The organism is Rothia nasimurium (genome assembly GCF_928382285.1).
Taxonomy (GTDB): domain Bacteria; phylum Actinomycetota; class Actinomycetes; order Actinomycetales; family Micrococcaceae; genus Rothia; species Rothia nasimurium_E.
Window position 1 is genome coordinate 92,487 of record NZ_CAKMSS010000005.1, and the last position, 20,176, is coordinate 112,662.

17 protein-coding genes are annotated in these 20,176 nt (G+C 61.8%); 15 read left to right on the forward strand and 2 right to left on the reverse strand.

Features of this window, described 5'->3' with window-relative positions:
• Nucleotides 1-105: 105 nt before the first annotated feature.
• The 6 genes from L6758_RS07095 to L6758_RS07120 all read left to right on the forward strand — a co-directional run bounded on the left by L6758_RS07095 (nt 106) and on the right by L6758_RS07120 (nt 8,919).
• Nucleotides 106-1,452: a M50 family metallopeptidase gene (locus L6758_RS07095; RefSeq protein ID WP_237205499.1), complete on the forward strand. Its 1,347-nt coding sequence runs from the start codon at nt 106-108 to the stop codon at nt 1,450-1,452.
• A 270-nt stretch (nt 1,453-1,722) separates the two neighbouring features.
• On the forward strand, nt 1,723-2,886 hold the full coding sequence (gene ispG / locus L6758_RS07100) for a flavodoxin-dependent (E)-4-hydroxy-3-methylbut-2-enyl-diphosphate synthase (protein ID WP_185173294.1): 1,164 nt from the start codon (nt 1,723-1,725) through the stop codon (nt 2,884-2,886).
• 21 nt (nt 2,887-2,907) lie between these two features.
• Nucleotides 2,908-4,101 (forward strand): GNAT family N-acetyltransferase, encoded by a 1,194-nt coding sequence (locus L6758_RS07105; RefSeq protein ID WP_237205500.1) that lies wholly within the window; start codon nt 2,908-2,910, stop codon nt 4,099-4,101.
• 220 nt (nt 4,102-4,321) lie between these two features.
• The gene (locus L6758_RS07110) at nt 4,322-5,998 is read left to right on the forward strand and encodes a hypothetical protein (RefSeq protein WP_237205501.1); all 1,677 of its coding nucleotides are present in this window, start codon (nt 4,322-4,324) and stop codon (nt 5,996-5,998) included.
• A gap of 211 nt (nt 5,999-6,209) precedes the next feature.
• Nucleotides 6,210-8,009: a proline--tRNA ligase gene (locus L6758_RS07115; protein ID WP_237205502.1), complete on the forward strand. Its 1,800-nt coding sequence runs from the start codon at nt 6,210-6,212 to the stop codon at nt 8,007-8,009.
• A 109-nt stretch (nt 8,010-8,118) separates the two neighbouring features.
• On the forward strand, nt 8,119-8,919 hold the full coding sequence (locus tag L6758_RS07120) for a TSUP family transporter (protein ID WP_237205503.1): 801 nt from the start codon (nt 8,119-8,121) through the stop codon (nt 8,917-8,919).
• On the opposite strand, the gene L6758_RS07125 is transcribed toward L6758_RS07120, so the two are convergent.
• Nucleotides 8,916-9,812 carry a hypothetical protein gene (locus L6758_RS07125; protein ID WP_237205504.1) on the reverse strand — a complete coding sequence of 299 codons (897 nt, stop codon included), beginning with the start codon at nt 9,810-9,812 and terminating at the stop codon, nt 8,916-8,918. The genes L6758_RS07120 and L6758_RS07125 overlap by 4 nt on opposite strands.
• 165 nt (nt 9,813-9,977) lie before the next feature.
• Between L6758_RS07125 and rimP the strand changes: the two genes are divergently transcribed.
• The 9 genes from rimP (at nt 9,978) to L6758_RS07170 (ending at nt 19,040) form a co-directional block, all read left to right on the forward strand.
• Nucleotides 9,978-10,577, forward strand: coding sequence for a ribosome maturation factor RimP (gene rimP, locus L6758_RS07130; protein WP_237205505.1), 600 nt, complete (start codon nt 9,978-9,980; stop codon nt 10,575-10,577).
• 136 nt (nt 10,578-10,713) lie between these two features.
• The gene (nusA, locus tag L6758_RS07135; RefSeq protein WP_237205506.1) at nt 10,714-11,754 is read left to right on the forward strand and encodes a transcription termination factor NusA; all 1,041 of its coding nucleotides are present in this window, start codon (nt 10,714-10,716) and stop codon (nt 11,752-11,754) included.
• A 193-nt stretch (nt 11,755-11,947) separates the two neighbouring features.
• Nucleotides 11,948-12,169: a YlxR family protein gene (locus tag L6758_RS07140; RefSeq protein ID WP_272878599.1), complete on the forward strand. Its 222-nt coding sequence runs from the start codon at nt 11,948-11,950 to the stop codon at nt 12,167-12,169.
• 229 nt (nt 12,170-12,398) lie between these two features.
• Nucleotides 12,399-15,275 carry a translation initiation factor IF-2 gene (infB, locus tag L6758_RS07145; RefSeq protein ID WP_237205507.1) on the forward strand — a complete coding sequence of 959 codons (2,877 nt, stop codon included), beginning with the start codon at nt 12,399-12,401 and terminating at the stop codon, nt 15,273-15,275.
• A gap of 243 nt (nt 15,276-15,518) precedes the next feature.
• The gene (gene rbfA / locus L6758_RS07150; protein ID WP_185173286.1) at nt 15,519-15,956 is read left to right on the forward strand and encodes a 30S ribosome-binding factor RbfA; all 438 of its coding nucleotides are present in this window, start codon (nt 15,519-15,521) and stop codon (nt 15,954-15,956) included.
• Between the two features lie 3 nt (nt 15,957-15,959).
• Nucleotides 15,960-17,003 carry a tRNA pseudouridine(55) synthase TruB gene (gene truB, locus L6758_RS07155; protein WP_237205508.1) on the forward strand — a complete coding sequence of 348 codons (1,044 nt, stop codon included), beginning with the start codon at nt 15,960-15,962 and terminating at the stop codon, nt 17,001-17,003.
• A gap of 6 nt (nt 17,004-17,009) precedes the next feature.
• Nucleotides 17,010-17,384: a hypothetical protein gene (locus tag L6758_RS07160; protein ID WP_237197258.1), complete on the forward strand. Its 375-nt coding sequence runs from the start codon at nt 17,010-17,012 to the stop codon at nt 17,382-17,384.
• 196 nt (nt 17,385-17,580) lie between these two features.
• The gene (locus L6758_RS07165; protein ID WP_237198492.1) at nt 17,581-18,003 is read left to right on the forward strand and encodes a hypothetical protein; all 423 of its coding nucleotides are present in this window, start codon (nt 17,581-17,583) and stop codon (nt 18,001-18,003) included.
• A gap of 80 nt (nt 18,004-18,083) precedes the next feature.
• The gene (locus tag L6758_RS07170) at nt 18,084-19,040 is read left to right on the forward strand and encodes a bifunctional riboflavin kinase/FAD synthetase (protein ID WP_237205509.1); all 957 of its coding nucleotides are present in this window, start codon (nt 18,084-18,086) and stop codon (nt 19,038-19,040) included.
• Nucleotides 19,041-19,331: 291 nt separating this feature from the next.
• Here the strand turns inward: L6758_RS07170 and L6758_RS07175 are convergent, their stop codons facing one another.
• Nucleotides 19,332-20,156 carry an aldo/keto reductase gene (locus L6758_RS07175; RefSeq protein ID WP_237186863.1) on the reverse strand — a complete coding sequence of 275 codons (825 nt, stop codon included), beginning with the start codon at nt 20,154-20,156 and terminating at the stop codon, nt 19,332-19,334.
• Between the last annotated feature and the right edge of the window lie 20 nt (nt 20,157-20,176).

Below are 20,176 nucleotides of genomic sequence, written 5' to 3' on the forward strand. Positions count from 1 at the left end.
AAACTCCAAGGCTATCTAAGGCGACATCTTCCAGCCCCATGGCGTACTCTGGCAGATGACCTGCCCAACCACTACGGGCGCCGCATCTACAAGGAGCACCCTCGCGTGACCGTCCTACTTTTCATCGTCGGTGTAGTGCTGATGGCCCTGGCTATCGCCGCCTCTATCGCCCTGCACGAGCTGGGGCACCTGGTGCCCGCCAAACTCTTCGGCGTGCGCGTACCCCAGTACATGATTGGGTTCGGCAGGACCCTCTTCTCCTGGCGGCGCGGCGAAACCGAGTACGGCTTCAAGGCTCTGCCCTTAGGCGGCTACATCTCGATGATTGGCATGTACCCGCCCGGCAAAGACGGGGCGGACGGACGCGCCGGCGGCACCAGCCCCCTCCAGCAGCTAGCCCGCGAGGCAAGGGAAGCGGACGCCGAGCGTATCACCGAAGCCGACCAGGGCAGGCTTTTCTACCAGCTACCGGTCTATAAGCGCATCATCATTATGCTGGGCGGGCCTTTCATGAACCTGCTCATCGGTGTGGTGGCAACCGCGGTGCTCGTGACCGGCTTTGGCTCCTACCAGCCGACCACCAGCGTCCAGAGCGTTGCCCAGTGCGTACAAACCGTTGACTCCACCAACGCCGACACCGCTAACTCCACCGAGTGCGGGGCCGAAGACCCCCAATCTCCTGCCAATGCAGCAGGGTTGCAACCCGGGGACACCATTACCTCTTTCGCCGGGCAGGCCATCACCAGCTGGGACCAGCTCACCGAACTGATTCGTACCAACGCCGACACCGAGGTGCCTCTCACCGTTGAGCGCGCCGGGCAGAGCCTAGAGCTCACCATCACCCCCATGCTGACCGTACGCCCTATCTACGATGAACTCACCGGAACCTACCTCACCAACTCCGACGGAAGCTACCAGACCCAGGAAGTCGGCTTCATCGGCATCGGCCCCACCAGTGAACTAACCCCCGGAACCATTGGCGAGGTGCTACCGACAGTAGGGGAGTCCCTACAACGGATCGGGGCCACCCTCATCAAGCTACCCGCCCGCGTCTACGGGGTAGCCGTCACCCTGGTCACCAACGGCGAGCGCGACGCCAACAGCCCGGTCTCAGTTGTGGGTGTGGGGCGCATCGCCGGTGAAATTGCCGCCCACGACCAGATTATTCTGCGCGATAAGGCAGCCTCCCTGGTGTCCCTGGTTGCCCAGATGAACCTCATGCTCTTTGCCTTCAACCTCATCCCCCTACTGCCCCTCGACGGCGGGCACGTTCTGGGCGCCCTCTGGGAGGGCTTCCGCCGCAAGACCGCCAAACTGCTCGGACGCCGCGACCCCGGTCCCTTCGACCCCGTCAAGCTGCTACCCCTGACCTACATGGTAGCCGGTGCCTTCCTGCTGATGACCGTGATTTTGGTAGCCGCCGATATCTTCAAGCCGGTGAGTATTTTGTAGGGGATAGAACGGACGAGGCGGGGACGCCCTCTAGCCGACTAACCTTCTTGAGCTCGCGCCGGGGCGCTCGCTCAATTCATGCCAGACCCAGCCAGTCGGCTGCGAGGGCGTCCCCTCCCCCTCCTCGCTCATCCATTCCAATCAGCTGCGAGGGCGTCCTACCTGCCCTTGTGTGCTTTAGCTCAACCGCTCTTTGAGCTGAAGCGTGGCACAATAGATAGTTGAACAGGTGCGCAAGACCGCACCGCCAAAGAACCTTTGGAGGAAGATTTGACCTCGGTCGCCCTTGGAATGCCCGCTGCTCCGCCGCCCGTTTTGGCTCCGCGCCGTAAAACCCGCCAGTTTAAGGTCGGTAGCGTAGGCGTTGGCTCAGAATCTCCTATCTCGGTGCAGTCCATGACCACCACCAAAACCCACGACATTGGCGCGACCCTGCAGCAGATTGCTGAGCTGACGGCTGCCGGTTGCGATATCGTGCGCGTTGCCTGCCCCACCGATAAGGACGCAGAAGCCCTGCCCATTATCGCTAAGCAGTCCCAGATTCCCGTTATCGCTGATATTCACTTCCAGCCCAAGTACGTCTTCGCCGCTATCGAAGCCGGCTGCGGTGCTGTGCGTGTGAACCCCGGTAACATCCGTAAGTTCGATGACCAGGTTAAGGAAATCGCTGCAGCCGCTAAGGACCATGGCACCTCGATCCGTATCGGTGTGAACGCCGGTTCGCTCGATAAGCGCCTGCTGGAAAAGTACGGTAAGGCGACCCCCGAGGCGCTCGTCGAATCAGCGGTGTGGGAGGCTTCCCTCTTTGAGGAGCATGGCTTCCAGGACTTCAAGATTTCGGTTAAGCACAACGACCCCGTCATTATGGTTGAGGCCTACCGTCAGCTAGCTGCTGCCGGTGACTGGCCCCTGCACCTGGGCGTAACCGAAGCAGGCCCTGCCTTCCAGGGAACCATCAAGTCTGCGACCGCCTTCGGCGCCCTGCTGTCTGAGGGTATTGGCGATACTATCCGTGTCTCCCTCTCAGCACCCCCTGTGGAAGAGGTCAAGGTCGGCTCCCAGATTCTTGAGTCCCTGAACCTGCGCCCCCGCAAGCTCGATATTGTTTCCTGCCCCTCCTGCGGCCGCGCCCAGGTGAACGTGTGGGAACTGGCTGAAAACGTCACCAAGGGTCTTGAAGGCATGAAGGTGCCCCTGCGCGTGGCCGTCATGGGCTGCGTCGTCAACGGCCCCGGCGAAGCCCGCGAGGCCGACCTGGGCGTAGCTTCTGGCAACGGCAAGGGTCAGATCTTCGTCAAGGGTGAGGTTATTAAGACCGTGCCCGAAGAAGACATCGTGCAGACCCTGATCGAAGAGGCCAACCGCATCGCCCGCGAGATGGAAGAACGCGGCGAAATTGACCTTTCAGGCGAACCCACCGTCTCAGTCTCCTAAGCAGCTGAAGAAAAGCCCACCGTGACCGTCTTTTCACGTTTCTCCCGCGGGGCAGAAGATGCCCTGATCCGCCCTCTCACCATCGATGACCGGGCGGAACTTGAAACCATGATTGAGTCGGACCCGGTGGGCTTTCTCTTTGCCGCCGAGCACCTGCACCACTTCGGCCTACCAGCCCCTAGTGCCCTGACGTCACTGAAAACTCCCCACGGTTTCATGGGCGTCTTTGTGCCCCGCGAAGTCCCCGGAGAGATGGGACCAAAGGACGCCCCCGCCGGGTCGGCTGCGCACCTCACCGAAACCGTGGGGGAGCGCCTGCCTGCCCGTGTGCGGTCCACCCTTGAGGGACTGTTTGCGAAGGCAACCGCCAGGGTCGGCACCTCAGCTGGAGCCCACTTTGCCGAAGAGGCAGCTGCTCCGCGCACCGCCATGCCCGGTCTGGCAGAGACTCTAGTTCCGGCGTCCGCGCGTACCCCGGCGGTTGTCGAACCCCGCTACTGCCTGGTGGGGGCCTTCTGGCTGGGAGCTAACTGCGTTCCGCTCACCCTGCCCGAGGCCCACTACCGCCAGGTCGCGGCCTATATTTGGCGGCACAACCGGCGCATCGGCTCTATCTTTGGCCACCGCGAGCCGGTCATGGGAATCTGGTCGCACCTCGCTTCGCGCATGCCCACCCCCTTTGACGTACGTGAAAACCAACCCCTTCTCGAGCTGCCCGTGACCGCTGACCTGAGCGAGCTCGTCCGCGCGCCCCTGGCCCGCCCCTCCCTCGGGGCTCCCGCCATCACAGAGCCGGTGCGCTGGGCCCGAACCGACGACAGACCCAGCCTGCTGCGGGCGTCCGTCGCTATGTTCACCGAAGAAGTCGGCTACGACCCCATGACGCGTGACCCCGCAGGCTACACCCGCCGTATCGACGAACTTACCCGTACCGGCCGCACCCTGGTGGCCGTCAATAGCGAGAACGTGGTCATTTTTAAAACTGATCTGGGCCTTGCCCACGACTCCACCTGCCAGCTTCAAGGGGTTTGGTTGCACCCCGCCTACAGAGGCCACCGCCTGGCCCCGGTACTCCTGGCTCAAGCCTGCCACCTGATTCGCCAGCGCTTCCCCCACCTATCCCTCTACGTCAATGACTACAACGCCCCAGCCCGCGCCCTCTACGAGGCAACAGGCTGGCAACAGCGCTCAACCTTTGCCACGGTGTTGTTTTAGGTCAGAGCTGTTCCCTCGGCACTGTTTGTGCCGCGCTGTTATTAGCAGACATATCCCCCAGTGGGACCACACTTGTCCCCTAAATGGTCGGTTTCTTCCCTGTGCGTAAGCTGGTAGTTTTGAGGGTGCACACTTTTTACTCTGCATCGCAGGTCTGAAGCCCCACCCACCTCTTTCAGGCGCAGAGCACTTAAATCACCACGAACTTTTAGGGAAAGCATTGAAGAGCCTCCGTACACCTCTTGGCGTATCCACCCTCCTCGGCCTTTCGCTGACCATGGCCCCCGGCGCCTTTGCCGCAGATGCCGTGACAGTGGATACCACCACCCCCATCGGCGCTTACTGGGAAAAGAATAAGGACGCCCTCGGCGCAGCAACCGGCGCCCAGCAGACCTTCGCCAACGGCGCTACCCAGCAGACCTTCGAAAACGGTGTTGTCACCCAGGGCAAGTACGGCGGCGTGCAGGCAGTTACCGGCGCGGCCGGCGAAGCCTTCATGAAGGCCGGTGGTGCTGAGAAGTTCGGCAATGCTGAGTCAGCCCCCTGGAAGCACAGCCACTGCGGTCTCTCCATCACCACCCACGACGGCAAGACCCGCTGGCTCGTAGTACTGGATGAAAAGACCCAGGCAGGCTCCTACATCAACCTCAACTCGGCAGAAGCTAAGGCTTGGCAGGCAGAGCGCTCCAAGACCCGCGCTTGCTTCACCAACAACGCTGTTGTCGAAACCACTCCCGTGCTGCCCGAAACTCCTGCTGAGCCGGTAGCTCCTAAGACTCCGGCTGAACCCGAAACTCCGGTAGCCCCTGTTGAACCGGTAGCACCTGAGACCCCGGTTGTTCCTGAAACCCCTGCCGAGCCTGTGGCACCTGAGACCCCGGCTGAACCCGAAACTCCGGTAGTCCCTGAGACTCCTGCCGAGCCTGTAGCTCCTGAGACTCCCGCTGAGCCCGAGACTCCCGCCGACACCAACTTCGGCGATGCCGCCAACAAGATTGCTGACGCCCGCGCGGTCGCTGCCGCTAACGGCGTAGCTGTTGCCGAAACCGGTGGCGAGCTGACCAAGGCAACCGCTGACCTGGTAACCCAGGACTTCGGCGGCAACGTCTCTGCTATCTACTCCGTTGCCCAGGACCGTGCGCTCATGATCAATACCGATGCGCTCGCAGCCTACCTGGCTCAGCCCGCTGAGTACGGTACCTACCTCTATCAGAACGAGTACACCAAGCACTGGAAGACCGGTGCCCTAGAACTGCGTGCCCTCTTCTACAACACCACCGCTGAGCAGTGCTCCACCCCCGTTACCTGGGATGACCACGGCTACGCCCTGTACTCCACCGGTACCGCTGTTATCTCTCACTACTTCATCCAGTACGACGACTACGGTACCTGCATCAACTGGGACAATCAGACCACCGCATCTCCCGTTACCTGGGGTGCTGGTCTGATGGACCGCACCGCAACTGGCACCGAGATCGATGCCACCTATGACTGGTCAGCAGCTAAGTTCATTCCCCTGCAGCAGGTGCTTGAACTGCGCGTAGACGCTAACAAGGTGGTCTACATCAAGGCCGATGCCCAGGGTAAGCCCCTGGCTGGTGCCCAGCCCTTTGAGTCCTCCGCGTTGACCGAGGCTCTGAACCTGGATGACCGCGGTCGTTTCTCCTCCTACAACGACTGGGCAGCCGGCGGTAACTGGAACATCTGGAACGAGATGACCATGCTTGGTGCCCCCGTTGCTGAAGCAACCGAAGCAACCGCTAACGGCACCACCATTGTGACCCAGCAGTTCGAAGGTGGCACCCTGGTCTGGACTAAGGGCACCGCTTTCATGAACGCCGAGCTCAACGACCTGGGCCAGGCCAAGCTGGCTTGGTACACCGCCCTGGGGCTCTAAGCCCCTAGACTGAGCAGATTTTTCTGCGCGGACGCCGGCCCCCACCTCCTTGCCCATAGGCAGGGGAGTGGGGGCCGGCGTCCTGTCATAAGCCCCATCGGTGCAGTGGGTACACGTTCAGTCGGTTGGCGGTAAACTGGTAGATAAGTATGCCCGCCCCGGCCAGATCGCCGAGCAGAGTGGGCCCCGTACGAGAGAAGCGAGAAACCACTTGGTCCAGCGCCTGTCACACCTGTTCCTGCGCACCCTGCGCGAAGACCCCGTTGATGCCGAAGTTGCAAGCCACAAGCTGCTGGTACGTGCCGGTTACATCCGCCGTGCCGCCCCCGGTGTGTACACCTGGCTGCCCCTGGGCCTGAAGGTGCTGGGCAAAATTGAAAACATCGTGCGTGAGGAAATGAACGCCATCGGTGCCCAGGAAGTCCACTTCCCGGCCCTGCTACCCCGCGAACCCTACGAGGCCACCAACCGCTGGGAAGAGTACGGCGATAACCTCTTCCGTCTGCAGGACCGCAAGGGCGCAGACATGCTGCTGGCTCCCACCCACGAGGAAATGTTTACCCTGCTGGTCAAGGACCTCTACACCTCCTACAAGGACCTGCCGGTTTACCTCTACCAGATTCAGACTAAGTACCGCGATGAGGCCCGCCCCCGTGCTGGCCTGCTGCGCGGCCGCGAGTTCATCATGAAGGACTCCTATTCCTTCAACGTGGATGACGAGGGCCTAGAAGAGGCCTACCAGGCCCACCGCGCCGCCTACATCAAGATTTTTGAGCGCCTGGGTCTTGAGATCGCTATCGTTCAGGCCCAGTCCGGTGCTATGGGTGGCTCCCGTTCCGAGGAGTTCCTGCACCCCACCCCGATTGGTGAAGACACCTTCGTGCGCTCCGAGGGCGGCTATGCGGCTAACGTTGAGGCCGTGACCACCGTGGTGCCCGAGCCCGTAGACGCGTCAGCCACCCCCGCTGCCCGCGTTGAGCTGACCCCCGACTCACCGACCATTGAAACCCTGGTTGACCAGTCCAATACCCTGCACCCGCGCGAGGGCGAGCCCTGGACCGCCGCCGACACCCTCAAGAACGTGGTGCTGGCTGTTATCCTGCCCGACGGCACCCGCCAGCTGGTTGCTATCGGCGTACCCGGCGACCGTGCCGTTGACCTGGGCCGCGTTGAGGTTAATGTTGGTGCCCTGCTGGGCGTTGGCGGCGAAGTTGAGGTTGAAGCTGCCAGCGAAGAGGACTTCAAGAAGTTCCCGCAGCTGGTCAAGGGCTACATTGGCCCCGGTCTGACCCTGAATGAGAAGCTGCTAGGCGTTGAGTCAGCCACCGGCATCCCCTACTTCGTTGATCCCCGCGTGGTCGAAGGCTCAGCCTGGATCACCGGCGCTAACGAGGACCAGAAGCACGTCTACGACCTGGTGCTGGGCCGTGACTTTGAAGCTGACGGCGTGATTGAGGCCTGCGAGGTGCGCGAGGGCGACCCCGCACCGGACGGCTCCGGCCCCCTGATTGCTGCCCGCGGTATCGAGATGGGCCACATCTTCGCCCTGGGCCGCAAGTACGCAGAAGCCCTAGGCCTGAAGGTACTGGACCAGAACGGCAAGCTGCAGACCGTCACCATGGGCTCCTACGGCGTGGGCGTCACCCGCGCCCTGGCTGCCATTGCCGAGGGCAACCACGACGAGAAGGGCCTGATCTGGCCCCGCAACCTGGCACCTGCCGACGTTCACGTGGTCATGACTGGTAAGGGCACCGAGGTCGCAGAAGGTGCAGAAAAGCTGGTTGCCGACCTTGAAGCAGCCGGTCTGGATGTCATGTTCGATGACCGCCCCAAGGTATCTCCCGGGGTTAAGTTTGGCGATGCTGAACTGCTGGGTGTACCTACTATCGTGGTGGTTGGTCGAGGCTTTGCCGAGGGCAAGGTCGAAATCAAGGACCGCCGCAGTGGCGAGGCCCGTGAGGTTGCTGTTGAGGATGCTGTAGCAGAGCTGCTGGCTGAGATCCAGCGCTAAGCACCCCAGGTAGGTACCATCTACGTCAGAAAAGACCACCAACGAGCTGGTCATTTCTGACTTAGATGGTACCTTGTGGTTTAACCGCACTCCCAGGAAAGGCAGAAGCGTGCTCGATACCCTCGGCTTTGACTCTCTCGGCCTTGAGCCGACCACGCTAGTTTTGTTGCTTCTGGCTGCCCTAGCCGCTGGCTGGGTGGACGCCGTCGTGGGCGGCGGCGGCATGATTCAGCTTCCCGCGGTTCTCATGGTTCCTGGGCTTTCACCGGTGCAAGCCCTCGCCGTGAACAAGCTGGGGTCTGTCTTCGGTACCCTCACCAGTGCCGCAACCTACCTGCGGCGCACCCCGGTTGATGTGCGCACCACCCTGCCTGCGGCGTCCTTGGCCTTTGTGACCAGCATGGGCGGGGCCCTGGTCGCCACCGCCCTCCCCGAAGAACTCTTCAAGCCCATCATCGTACTGGCTCTGCTACTGGTGCTGGTCTACACAGTGTTCAAGCCTTCACTCGGTGAACTGACCCAGCTAAAACACCGGGGGCTCAAGCACCTCATGGTGGGGCTGGGAATCGGCGCGATCATCGGTTTTTATGACGGGCTGCTGGGCCCTGGCACCGGCTCTTTTCTGATGATGGCCATGGTGTCGTTGATGGGCTACAGCTTCTTGCAGTCAACAGCCCAGACCAAGATTATTAATGCCGCTACTAACCTGGGAGCTCTGGTGCTGTTTGCGGTGGCAGGTCAGCAGGTGTGGGCTCTTGGCCTTTTGCTGGGAGCAGCGAATATGGTGGGTGGCTACCTGGGAGCGCGTACGGCGCTGGCCCGGGGGAGCCGCTTTATTCGCTGGATGATGATTGTGGTAGTCAGCGCCCTCATTATTAAGCTGGGCACCGATGTTCTGGGTACCCTTTAGGCAGCAAGCTCCTGGCTATCGAGGGCCAGAATGAGGGCGAGGGCTTCAATATCATCTGCTGACGTTGCGAGGGTCTGGTCGGCCAGGGCAGCGCGGGCGTTGGATTCAATAGCCGCGGTGAAGTCGGTGAGCTGCTGAGGGGCGTCCGCTGCGTCGGCGATGGGGTAGGACGCCGCGGGCGCCTCAAAGGCTCCATAGCAGGTCAGGACGGGGGCAGCTAGCTGCCCCATGCGGTCTGTAGCGGTTGCCAGCTGATCAGCCTGTTCTGCTACGGGTGCATAGCCCTGCTCCGCCCGGGCAAGATACACTTCGCTAACGTAGTTGAGCTGGTAGATGCTCTCTTGCAGGGGAATCAGCGAGGCAGGCTGGGCTACCTGCCCACCGGTAGAAGAATCAGTGACGCCCGCAGCAAGCTGCTCGTCGCCGCAGCTGTAGCTAGTCACCTGATCTAGCTCATCGGAGAGGGCCTCGGGGTAGGTCTGCTCGGTCAGCTCGTCCTGCTGGGCCGCGCCCCACACGTCAACAACGGCGGTGAGAGCCCGGGCCCGATCACCGGCGTCCTGGGTTGAAAAACCTACCTCAAGCAGGGCCGAAACCGTGCTCTGTAGCTGCTGCTCTACCGGCTCATAGTCCGTGACCATCACATCTTGAGCCGCAGGCGCAAGGGACTCAAGGGCGGCTTGCGCCGCCTGCCCCAACGCGTCCTGACCCGACTCATCAGCTGCCTGCTGCAGGGCGGTCAGCTGGGCAGCCATGGTGCTCTGATCGCTAAGGTCAGCGCGTATCTGTTCAGCCTGACGCTGTGAAAACCACCCGAGGGCAAGGAGCACCACCAGCAGGCCAGCTAATAGAGCGGCCACAAGTACCGGGGCTAGACGAACAGAGCGATTCATAGGGAGCAACCTTCCACACGATAGAGGCGGGCTAAAGCCCACCTCCCATTCTGCCAAAAAGTCCTCGCACCTGCCCGCCCTCAGCGAATTCCCGGCAACGGGGTTAGGTGCGAGTGATAGGCTTGAATGAATCTACTTGCCCCTCAACGTCAGGAGTTACGCGCGATGGCATCACCCAAAGCCAGCAAAAAGGACGCCCCCAACGCCCGCGAGCGCCGGGCCGCTGCCCGCGCTGAGCAGGGCATTACCCAAAAGGCTCCCGCAGGTAGCTTTGTGAGTGTTGAGGGTGTGCGCGAGGCCGTCACCCAGGTCGTGGAGCAGGAATTCAAACTGGTGCTGGAGAAACTGACCGCTAAGGGAAGCGGGGCTAACCGTACCCTGGAAATTGTGGTGGACTACCCCGAAGACCGCACCGACGCCCTGTCACTCGATACTATCGCTGAGGTGTCGCAAGCCCTATCGTCTGCCCTGGATGCGGCTGACGATGGCGAAGTGCCCTACTCATTAGAGGTTTCCTCCCGCGGTGTGACCAGCCCTCTTACTGAGACCCGCCACTGGAAGCGGTCTATCGACCGTCTCATCGAGATCACTGAGACCGGGGGAGAAAAGTACCTGGCCCGACTCGATTTTGTGACCGAGGAAGGCCCGGTCCTGCGCCGGAAGAAAGAAACCAAGAAGGGCCAGCCCGAGAGCTACCGCGATGCCGTCACTCTTCCCTGGGCTACAATTTCTGCCGCAAAGGTAGAAATTGAATTCAACCGCTAGCAAGTACTCGCTAGAATATAGAAACAAGACCACAACTCAATACTTTTGAGGCAGCGCGCTATAGGCGCGCGAACATACACCGCAAGCGGTGCCGGAGCATTTTGCCCCGGCACCGTGTTACACGGAAGGGCCAACCATGGACATTGATTTGAGCAACCTCCGCCTGCTCGAAAAAGAGCGCGACATCTCAATCGACACCCTGATCCCGATGATTGAGAGCGCCATCCTGCTGGCCTACCAGAAGCAGCCCGGTGCTATCCGCGGCTCACGTGCTGAGCTTGACCGCACCAGCGGTAAGGTCACTATCTGGGCTCCTGAGCTCGATGAGAATGATCAGCAAATCGGGGAGTTCGACGACACCCCCAATAACTTTGGCCGTATCGCAGCTTCAACTGCCCGCCAGGTCATCCAGCAGCGTCTGCGCGATGCCCAGGATTCAGCCGTGCTCGGTGAGTTCAAAGACCGCGAAGGTCAGCTGATTTCCGGCGTTATTCAGCAGGGCCCCAACCCCCGCATGATCCACGTCGACCTCGGCACCCTTGAAGCTGTTCTCCCTACCGCCGAGCAGGTACCCGGTGAGCGCTACGCCCACAACACCCGCATCCGCGCCTACGTACTAGAAGCCAGGCGTGGTCCCAAGGGTCCCTCCATCGTGCTTTCCCGCTCCCACCCCAACCTGGTGCGTCGCCTCTTTGAGCATGAGGTTCCCGAAATCGCCGATGGCTCAGTTGAAATCATGGCCATTGCCCGCGAAGCCGGCCACCGCACCAAGATTGCTGTACGCGCCACCAAGCCCGGTGTTAACCCCAAGGGCTCGTGCATCGGCGAAATGGGTGCCCGAGTTCGCGCGGTGATGGGTGAGCTCAACAACGAGAAGATTGATATCGTTGACCACTCCGAGAGCCCCGAAGAGTTCATTGCCGCAGCTCTCTCACCGGCTAAGGTCAGCGAAGTTACCGTCACTGAACGTAAGACCTTCTCTGCCCGTGCAATCGTGCCCGATGACCAGCTTTCCCTGGCCATCGGCAAGGAAGGGCAGAATGCCCGTCTGGCTGCTAAGCTCACCGGCTGGCGTATCGACATCATCTCAGCCTCCAAATACGAAGCCGCAATGGCAGCAGCCCGAGCAGCCCAGGAAGAAAGCGCTGAAGAAGCGCCCGAATCTGACGCTGAATAAGAGAGCTGACTAACATATTTGCCGTTAGCCCCCGCAAGGGGGCTAAACTGGTCTATAGAGGTCACATCACTATAGAGTGCTCATGACTGGTCAGCAGCCAGCCATGCCTGCCAGATCGCGCTAATGAGCTGGCAGTAAATAGGTCAACAACACGAAGGGAGCGCCCCAGCTGCACACCCCCGTCCGCACCTGCATCGGCTGTCGAACCACAGCACCCGCCCACGACCTCGTCCGTATAGCCCTGACCCAGACTGAACCACCGCGTGCAGTCTTTGACCGGGCCAAAAACCTCCCGGGGCGTGGAGCCTGGCTCCACCACACACCCGAATGCCTTGCCCAAGCGCTTAAGAAAAACGTGCTCGCCAGGGCCTTTAGAACCCGGGTCGAAGCCAAGGAACTGGTGATCCCAGCATAATGGGGCACCGGTTCAACCCCGCTAGGGGTGGCGAACCAACAATGTCAACGAGTTTGACGACTTACTGTGTACGAAAGCGAGTCAGAAAACTGATGGAAACCCGATGAGTGCCGCGCAATGAGTACTTTCCTGTGCTCGCCCACCGGCAAAAACCCAGCTACAACCCAGCTGACACCTCATACAAACTGAAGGTTCGCCCCTGTTCGGTGCGAACCAGAACAGGAGAAAAGTGGCTAAGCCCCGCGTTCACGAGATCGCTAAAGAACTCGGAATCCCCTCAAAAGAAGCTGTCGCAAAGCTTCAGGAACTTGGCGAGTTCGTCAAGGGTGCATCATCTACCCTTGAACCGCCCGTTGTAAAGAAACTCCGTGCCGCCTTCCCCAAGGCTGCCGCCTCTGCAGAGGCTCCCGCAGCCGAGAAGAAGGACGCCGCAGCCCCCAAGGCAGCAGCTCCCAAGCCCGGTGCATCCGCACCCAAGCCTGGCGCAGGTGCTCCTAAGCCCGGTGCCGCAGCTCCCAAGCCTGCCACCCCGGCAGCTCCCGCCGCCCCCAAGCCCGCAGCAGAGCCCGCCCCCGCCGCTGAGAAGAAGGAACCCGCCGCTAAGCCCGCTGGCCCCCGCCCCGGCAACAACCCCTTCTCCACCACCCAGGGCATGTCTGCGCCTAAGCCGGCAGCTCCCAAGCCCGCGGCCCCCAAGCCTGCTGGTGCTAAGCCCGGCCCCCGCCCCGGCAACAATCCCTTCGCCCCCTCACAGGGCATGGGCAAGCGCAACGACCGCAATGACCGCGGCGAGCGTTCAGGCGGTCCCCGCCCCGCAGGCGGCCGTAACGCCCGCGGTAATAACCCCGGCGGCCCCCGTCCTGCCGGTGCAGGTGCCGGTGGCCCCCGCCCCGCAGGCGGACGTAACAACGCACCTCGCCCCGCAGGCGCAGGCGCTGGCGGACCCCGTCCTGCTGGCGGCGCACCCCGCCCCGCACCCGCAGGTGGCGGCAACCGCCCCTCACCCAACATGATGCCCACCAAGATGAGCGGTAATGTCGGTGCCCGTGGCGGTGCCGGTGCTCCTGCTGGTGGCGGCCCCCGTCGTGGCTCAGGTGGTCCCGGCGGCGGTAACGGTGGCGGCGGCTTCAACCGCGGCCCCGGTCGCGGTGGCCCCGGTGGCGGTCGCGGCAACGCCCAGGGTGCTTTCGGTCGCGGTGGCGGCAAAAAGAAGAAGGGCAAGACTAAGTCAGCTCTGCGTCGTGAAGAGCAGCTGCGTCAGCCTACCATCGGTGGCGTAGCCGTACCCCACGGCGACGGTACCACCGAGATTCGTATGCGTCGCGGTGCCTCACTGATGGACTTCGCCGAGAAGATTGGCGCAAACGCCGCAGCCCTGGTGACCGTTCTGATTCACCTGGGTGAAATGGCGACCCAGACCCAGTCCCTGGACGAGGAAACCTTCGAACTGCTCGGTGCTGAACTGGGTTACGTCATCAAGATTGTTTCCCCCGAGGACGAAGAACGCGAGCTGCTCGAATCCTTCGACATCAACCTGGCTGCCGAAGCCGAGGCTGAGGACGACGAAGTACTTGAAGTACGCCCGCCCGTTGTCACCGTCATGGGTCACGTCGACCACGGTAAGACCCGTCTGCTCGACGCTATCCGCAACACCAACGTCATTGACGGTGAAGCCGGCGGCATTACCCAGCACATCGGTGCTTACCAGATCCACACCGAGGTCGATGGCGAAGAGCGCTACCTGACCTTCATCGATACCCCCGGTCACGAGGCCTTCACCGCCATGCGTGCCCGCGGTGCCAAGGTCACCGACATCGCGATCCTGGTTGTCGCAGCGGACGACGGCGTTATGCCCCAGACCGTTGAAGCCCTCAACCACGCCCAGGCCGCTAACGTTCCGATCGTCGTTGCCGTCAACAAGATCGATAAGGAAGGCGCTAACCCCGACAAGATTCGCGGTCAGCTCACCGAATACGGCCTGGTACCCGAAGAATACGGTGGCGATACCATGTTCGTAGAGGTCTCAGCCCGCCAGGGTAAGAACATCGACGAACTGCTGGCAGCTGTCACCCTGACCGCCGATGGCGCACTGGAACTGAAGGCTAACCCCAACAAGGAAGCCCGCGGCGTAGCCATCGAAGCTAACCTCGACAAGGGCCGCGGTGCCGTCACCACCGTCCTCGTCCAGTCCGGTACCCTGCGCGTTGGCGACGCCATCGTCGCAGGCTCCGCCTACGGCCGCGTTCGCGCCATGTTCGACGAAAACGGCAACAACGTCGAAGAAGCCGGCCCCTCACGCCCCGTGCAGGTACTCGGCCTCAACACCGTGCCCCGCGCAGGCGACACCTTCCTCTCCACCGAAGAAGAACGTACCGCCCGCCAGATCGCCGAAAAGCGTGAAGCAGCCGACCGCAACGCCCAGCTGGCCAAGCGCCGCAAGCGCGTCACCCTCGAATCCTTCGACGCCGCAGTGGCAGAAGGCAAGATGGACACCCTCAACCTCATCATCAAGGGCGACGTCTCCGGTGCTGTTGAAGCCCTGGAAGAATCCCTCATGAAGATCGAGGTAGGCGGCGACGAAGTTCAGCTGCGCGTCATCCACCGCGGTGTAGGTGCTATCACCCAGAACGACGTCAACCTGGCAACTGTCGATAACGCAATCATCATCGGCTTCAATGTGCGCCCCGCCGAACGCGTGGCAGAACTTGCCGACCGTGAAGGCGTAGAAATGAAGTTCTACTCCGTCATCTACCGCGCTATCGAAGAAGTCGAAGCAGCCGTCAAGGGCATGCTCAAGCCCGAATACGAAGAAGTCGAACTCGGCTCCGCCGAAATCCGCGAAGTCTTCCGCTCCTCCAAGTGGGGCAACATCGCAGGCTCCATCGTCAAGACCGGCATCATCAAGCGCAACTCCAAGGCCCGCCTGGTACGCGACGGTGCAGTTGTCGCCGACAACCTCACCATCGAATCCCTGCGCCGCTTCAAGGACGACGCCACCGAAGTCCGCGAAGGCTACGAGTGTGGTATCGGCCTGGGCTCCTTCAACGACATCAAGGAAGGCGATGTCATTGAAACCTGGGAGATGCAGGAAAAGCCCCGCGTCTAGGCTTCTACCTGGTTGATATTAAGAACGTCGGCGGGCGGGGCGCCCCACCCGCCGGCATCCCTTAACGCCAGACCCGGCCAGCCGGCTCTGGGGTATTCAGCCCCGTAGACCTACTGGGTAAGCAACCTAGCTCTTCAAAAGCACCCTAGGATTCGCGCCAGCCGCCAAGATAGCAGCTTCGCCGCGAACCCTAGGGTGCCTTTACACTTAAACATAGACACCTCTCTAGAGAAGGAGACCATCATGGCAGATCCGGCACGCGCCGCCCGCCTAGCCGACCGCATCAAGGTCATCGTTGCCCAGGCCCTCGAACGCCGAATCAAAGACCCCCGCCTCGGCTTCATCACCGTCACCGACGCCCGCGTCACCAACGACCTCCAGCACGCCACCATCTACTACACCGTCTTCGGCTCTGAAGAAGAACAGGCTTCCACCAAGGCTGCCCTCGAATCAGCCAAGGGCATCCTGCGCTCAGAGGTCGGCAAGAACATTACCGCGCGCCTGACCCCCACCCTCACCTTCGTCCCCGACGAAGTACCCGTCAACGCAGCCCACATCGAAGACCTGCTGCGCAAGACCAAGGAACGCGACGCCGAACTGGCCGCTGCTCGCGAAGGCGCCGAATACGCCGGTGGCGAGGACGCCTACAAGAGCACCGAAACCGAGGAAGACGAAGCCTAAACCGTGGCCAAGAAAGCACCCACCGGGCCCTCGGGCCTCATCGTCGTTGACAAACCCGCCGGACTCACCAGCCATGACGTGGTCTCCAAAATGCGGTGGATTGCCGGCACCCGCAAAGTCGGGCACGCCGGCACCCTCGACCCCATGGCCACGGGGGTGCTCATCCTTGGCGTCAACAAGGCAACCCGCCTACTCACCTGGGTCGTAGGGGAAACCAAGACCTACACCGCCACCATCCGCCTCGGCGTCTCAACCCTCACCGACGACGCGGACGGCGAAGCCACCGCCGTCGCTAACAACGGCGCGTTGGATAGTATCAGCGAGGACGCCATCAGGCAGCACATTGCGGACCTCACCGGCGACATCATGCAGGTACCCTCCGCCGTCTCAGCCATCAAAGTCAACGGGGTACGCTCCTACGCCCGCGTGCGCTCAGGGGAAGAAGTCGAACTCGAAGCCCGGCCCATCACCGTGCACTCCTTCGACCTGCACGAGGCTCGCCCCGCCACCGCCATTTATCAGCTAGGCGAAGAAGAGCTGAGCACCAGCGTCCTTGACCTCGACGTCACCGTCGTCTGCTCAGCAGGCACCTACATCCGCGCCCTAGCCCGCGACCTCGGTGCAGCCCTAGGAACCGGCGCCCACCTCACCGCCCTGCGCCGCACCGCCATCGGCGAAATCCGCGCCGAAGACGCCCACACCCTCGACGAACTCATCGCCGGGCGAGAAGCAGAACAGGCAGCCCCCCTGCTACCCATCGAAGAAGCAGCCCGCCGCCTCTTTGCCGTCCGCAACCTCACCGCAGCCGAAGCCACCGACCTCGCCAACGGCCGCCGCATCACCCCCACCGAAGGCAGCCCCGCCACCACCGCCCCCAAAACCGGCTCCACCGGCGGGCACGATAAACCCACCACCACCGGCCTCACCGCCGCCTTCGCCCCCAACGGCACCCTCGTCGCCATCATCGAAAACACCCGCTTCCGCCGCGAAAACGTAGCCGCCCCCGTGCTCGTCTTCGAAGCCGGAACAAGCTTCAAGGAAAACTAACCCGTCATGATGATCGCCGGACTCGACCTCTGGTTCTGGGCCATAACCGCGCTCGGCCTAGCCTCCTTCCTCATCTGCCTCACCCGCTTCCTGCGCGGAGCAGCCCCCGACGACTGGTCCCAAGGCTCCGTTATTCTCCTTGAAGCCTTCCTCATCGTCTACCTGGTCGGCTCCATCATCATGCAGGTCACAACGGACGGCCCTAGCGGCGACTGGCTCGAATACTACGGATATCTGCTCACCGCCATGATTATCCCCGTCGGCACCTTCATCTGGTCACTCTCCGAACGAACCCGCTGGTCAACCCTGGTACTGGGGCTAACCGGGCCGGTACTGATCATTATGGTGCACCGCATGAATATGCTCTGGTACTACTATTAGGTCGATGCACTGGGGTGCGGTAGAAAGTGAGCGCAGGGCGTGCGCTCTCGCCGACTAACCTTCTTGGGCTCGCGCTGGGGCGCTCACCCAATTCATGCCAGCCCCAGCCAGTCGGCTACAAGCGCACGCCCTGCGCTCAAGGCCAGAAACGCCCGTAAGAGCAGCATCAACATTGCATGGGAGATGGAAGAAGACAATGAATCAAACACAGAACAAAGCCTCCGCTACAAAAAATAGCGGTTTTGGCCGCCTGCTCGTGGTCATCTACGGCGTCTTTACCCTGTCGGCCGGGGCCCGGGCCCTCTACCAGGTTATCCGCAAGTTCGATGAAGCCCCACTGTCTATCAGTCTCTCAGCGCTCTCAGCCCTCATCTATCTGGTTGCCACCATCGCTTTGGCTAAGAAGGGGGAGGGGGCCTGGAAAATCTCCCTGGCCGCCGTCAGCATCGAAATGGCCGGCGTGCTCCTCATCGGCGTCTTCTCCTACCTACAACCCCAGCACTTTGAACTGGCCTCTGTCTGGTCCCACTTCGGTTCCGGCTACGGCTACATCCCCCTGATTCTGCCCATGGTAGGCCTCTGGTGGCTCAACAAAACCCGCCCCAGCCGCACCCGCTAACCACCGGCGTCCGCCTGGCCTCAGCAGAAGGCCCCAAATACGCGTAGTATAGACACGAAGCAACCCAACCGAGGAGCACAGTGAAGCGCTTTACCGATCTCGCCCAGATCCCCGCCGACTTCGGCCCCACCGTGGTCACCATTGGCAACTTCGATGGCGTGCACATCGGCCACCAAAAAGTGCTCTCCACCCTGGTCAACACCGCTAAAGTGCACGGCCTTTCCTCTGTCGCCGTCTCCTTCGACCCCCACCCCGCCCGCGTCCACGGCCCTTCCGGGGTGCACATCGAAATCATGGGGCAGGACGGCCGCCAAAAAATCCTCGCTGACCTCGGCGTCGACTACTACCTGCTGCTGCACTACAACCTTGCCTTCGCCGCCCAAACCCCCGAAGAATTCGTCAAACGAACCTTCGTCGATGCCCTCAACGCCAAATTCGTGGTCATAGGCGACGACGTGCGCTTCGGCACCAACAACTCCGGCGACCTCAACACCATGAAGGAACTCGGCCAAAAATACGGCTTTGAGGTACTCGTCGTTGAAGACCTGCTCGCCCACGACGACCGCCGCTGCTCATCAACTTCCATCCGGCAGCTGCTCGCCGAAGGGCGGGTGCGCGACGCCGCCTCTATTCTGGGCCGTAACCACTACATGAGCGGTGAAGTGGTGCACGGAGCTGCCCGCGGCCGCGAACTGGGCTTCCCTACCGCCAATATGGATGTTGACTCGGTCGGCCTGGTTCCCGGCGACGGAGTGTATGCAGGCTGGCTGATTGACGAGGCGGGCACCCGCCACCCCGTAGCTGTCTCGGTAGGTACTAACCCCACCTTCGAAGGCATCACCACCCGCCAGGTCGAAGCCCACGTGATCGGCCGCCCCGAAGAAAAGGTGGAAGACTTCAACCTCTACGGGCAACACGTCACCCTCGAATTCGTCGACTACCTGCGCGGCATGGTCGCCTACACCGGCGTCGAAGCCCTCATTGAGCAGATGCACGCCGACGTTGATAAGGCCAAAACAATCCTTGGCATCAGCTAGAGCACAGAGAAAAGTTCCCGGAATAAGACCTCTTATTCCGGGAACTTTTCTATGAGAGATGATGGGTGCGGCAGGCTCATACTCACTTACCTTGCTGGGCTAAGAGGAGGGTGCTCGGCAGGCTCACGCTCGCTGCCGACCCTCTCGCCGGTTCGCTAGCTGGCTCGCAAGCTCGCCAGATTCGCACCGAGATTTATTTTCCTCACGCGCTCGGAATCTCGGTGCTCATCACCGGCGATTCACGCCAGCCCCGAGCCAGCAGCTTCGCTGTGAGCCTGCCGCGCCTAAATACTACATCTCTTCGTGAGTATTCGGGTCAAACCCGCGGCCTACGCCAGCTTCGAGTGCGTCGATGCGGGCAATCTGGTCGTCGGTGAGTTCCCAGTCGAAGACTGCCATGTTTTCTTCCATGCGCAGGGCGTTGGAGCTCTTGGGCAGGGGCACCAGGTTCTTCTGGACCTCCCAGCGCAGTATCACCTGGGCTACGGTTTTACCGGTCTCGGCGGCGATGGTTTCTAGGGCGGCGTCCTTGAGCAGGTCGGTTTTGCGGCCCAGGGGTGACCAGCACTGGGTGAGAATGGCGTGGTCGAGGTTGTAGGCTGCCCAGTCCTGTTTCTGGGAGTAGGGGTGCAGCTCGATCTGGTTGATGGCGGGGGTTACGCCGGTTTCTTCAATCAGACGGTCGATGTGCTCGGGCAGGAAGTTAGAGACGCCGATGGACTTGACCAGCCCTTCTTCCTGGGCTTTGATGAGAGCCCGCCAGGTGTCGACATAGAGGCCCTGGGAGGGGTTAGGCCAGTGGATTAGGTAGGCGTCGAGGTAGTCAAAACCCATACGGCTCAGGGTACCTTCGAGAGAACGGAGAGCTGGCTCGTAGCCGTGGTCGCGCCCCGGCAGCTTGGACTGCACGAAGATTTCATCGCGTGCAGTGCCTGAACGCAGGACGCCGCGGGCAACACCCACCTCGTTCTCATAGTTCACCGCGGTGTCAATGAGGCGGTAGCCGCGGGCGATGGCCTCAGAGACGGCGACCTCGGCGTCTACGTTGTTGAGCGGGTAGGTGCCTAAGCCCAGGGGAGGGATTGAGGTGCCGTCGCGCAGGGTATGGTTTTGCATTGGTTTTCCTCTCGGGTGGA

Bases quoted from the DNA above. Each gene is read 5' to 3' on its own strand.
- L6758_RS07160 (WP_237197258.1), top strand. From the start codon at position 17,010: ATGATGATCGCCGGACTCGACCTCTGGTTCTGGGCCATAACCGCGCTC.
- nusA (WP_237205506.1), top strand. From the start codon at position 10,714: ATGGACATTGATTTGAGCAACCTCCGCCTGCTCGAAAAAGAGCGCGAC.
- rimP (WP_237205505.1), top strand. From the start codon at position 9,978: ATGGCATCACCCAAAGCCAGCAAAAAGGACGCCCCCAACGCCCGCGAG.
- rbfA (WP_185173286.1), top strand. From the start codon at position 15,519: ATGGCAGATCCGGCACGCGCCGCCCGCCTAGCCGACCGCATCAAGGTC.
- L6758_RS07125 (WP_237205504.1), bottom strand. From the start codon at position 9,812: ATGAATCGCTCTGTTCGTCTAGCCCCGGTACTTGTGGCCGCTCTATTA.
- L6758_RS07175 (WP_237186863.1), bottom strand. From the start codon at position 20,156: ATGCAAAACCATACCCTGCGCGACGGCACCTCAATCCCTCCCCTGGGC.
- L6758_RS07165 (WP_237198492.1), top strand. From the start codon at position 17,581: ATGAATCAAACACAGAACAAAGCCTCCGCTACAAAAAATAGCGGTTTT.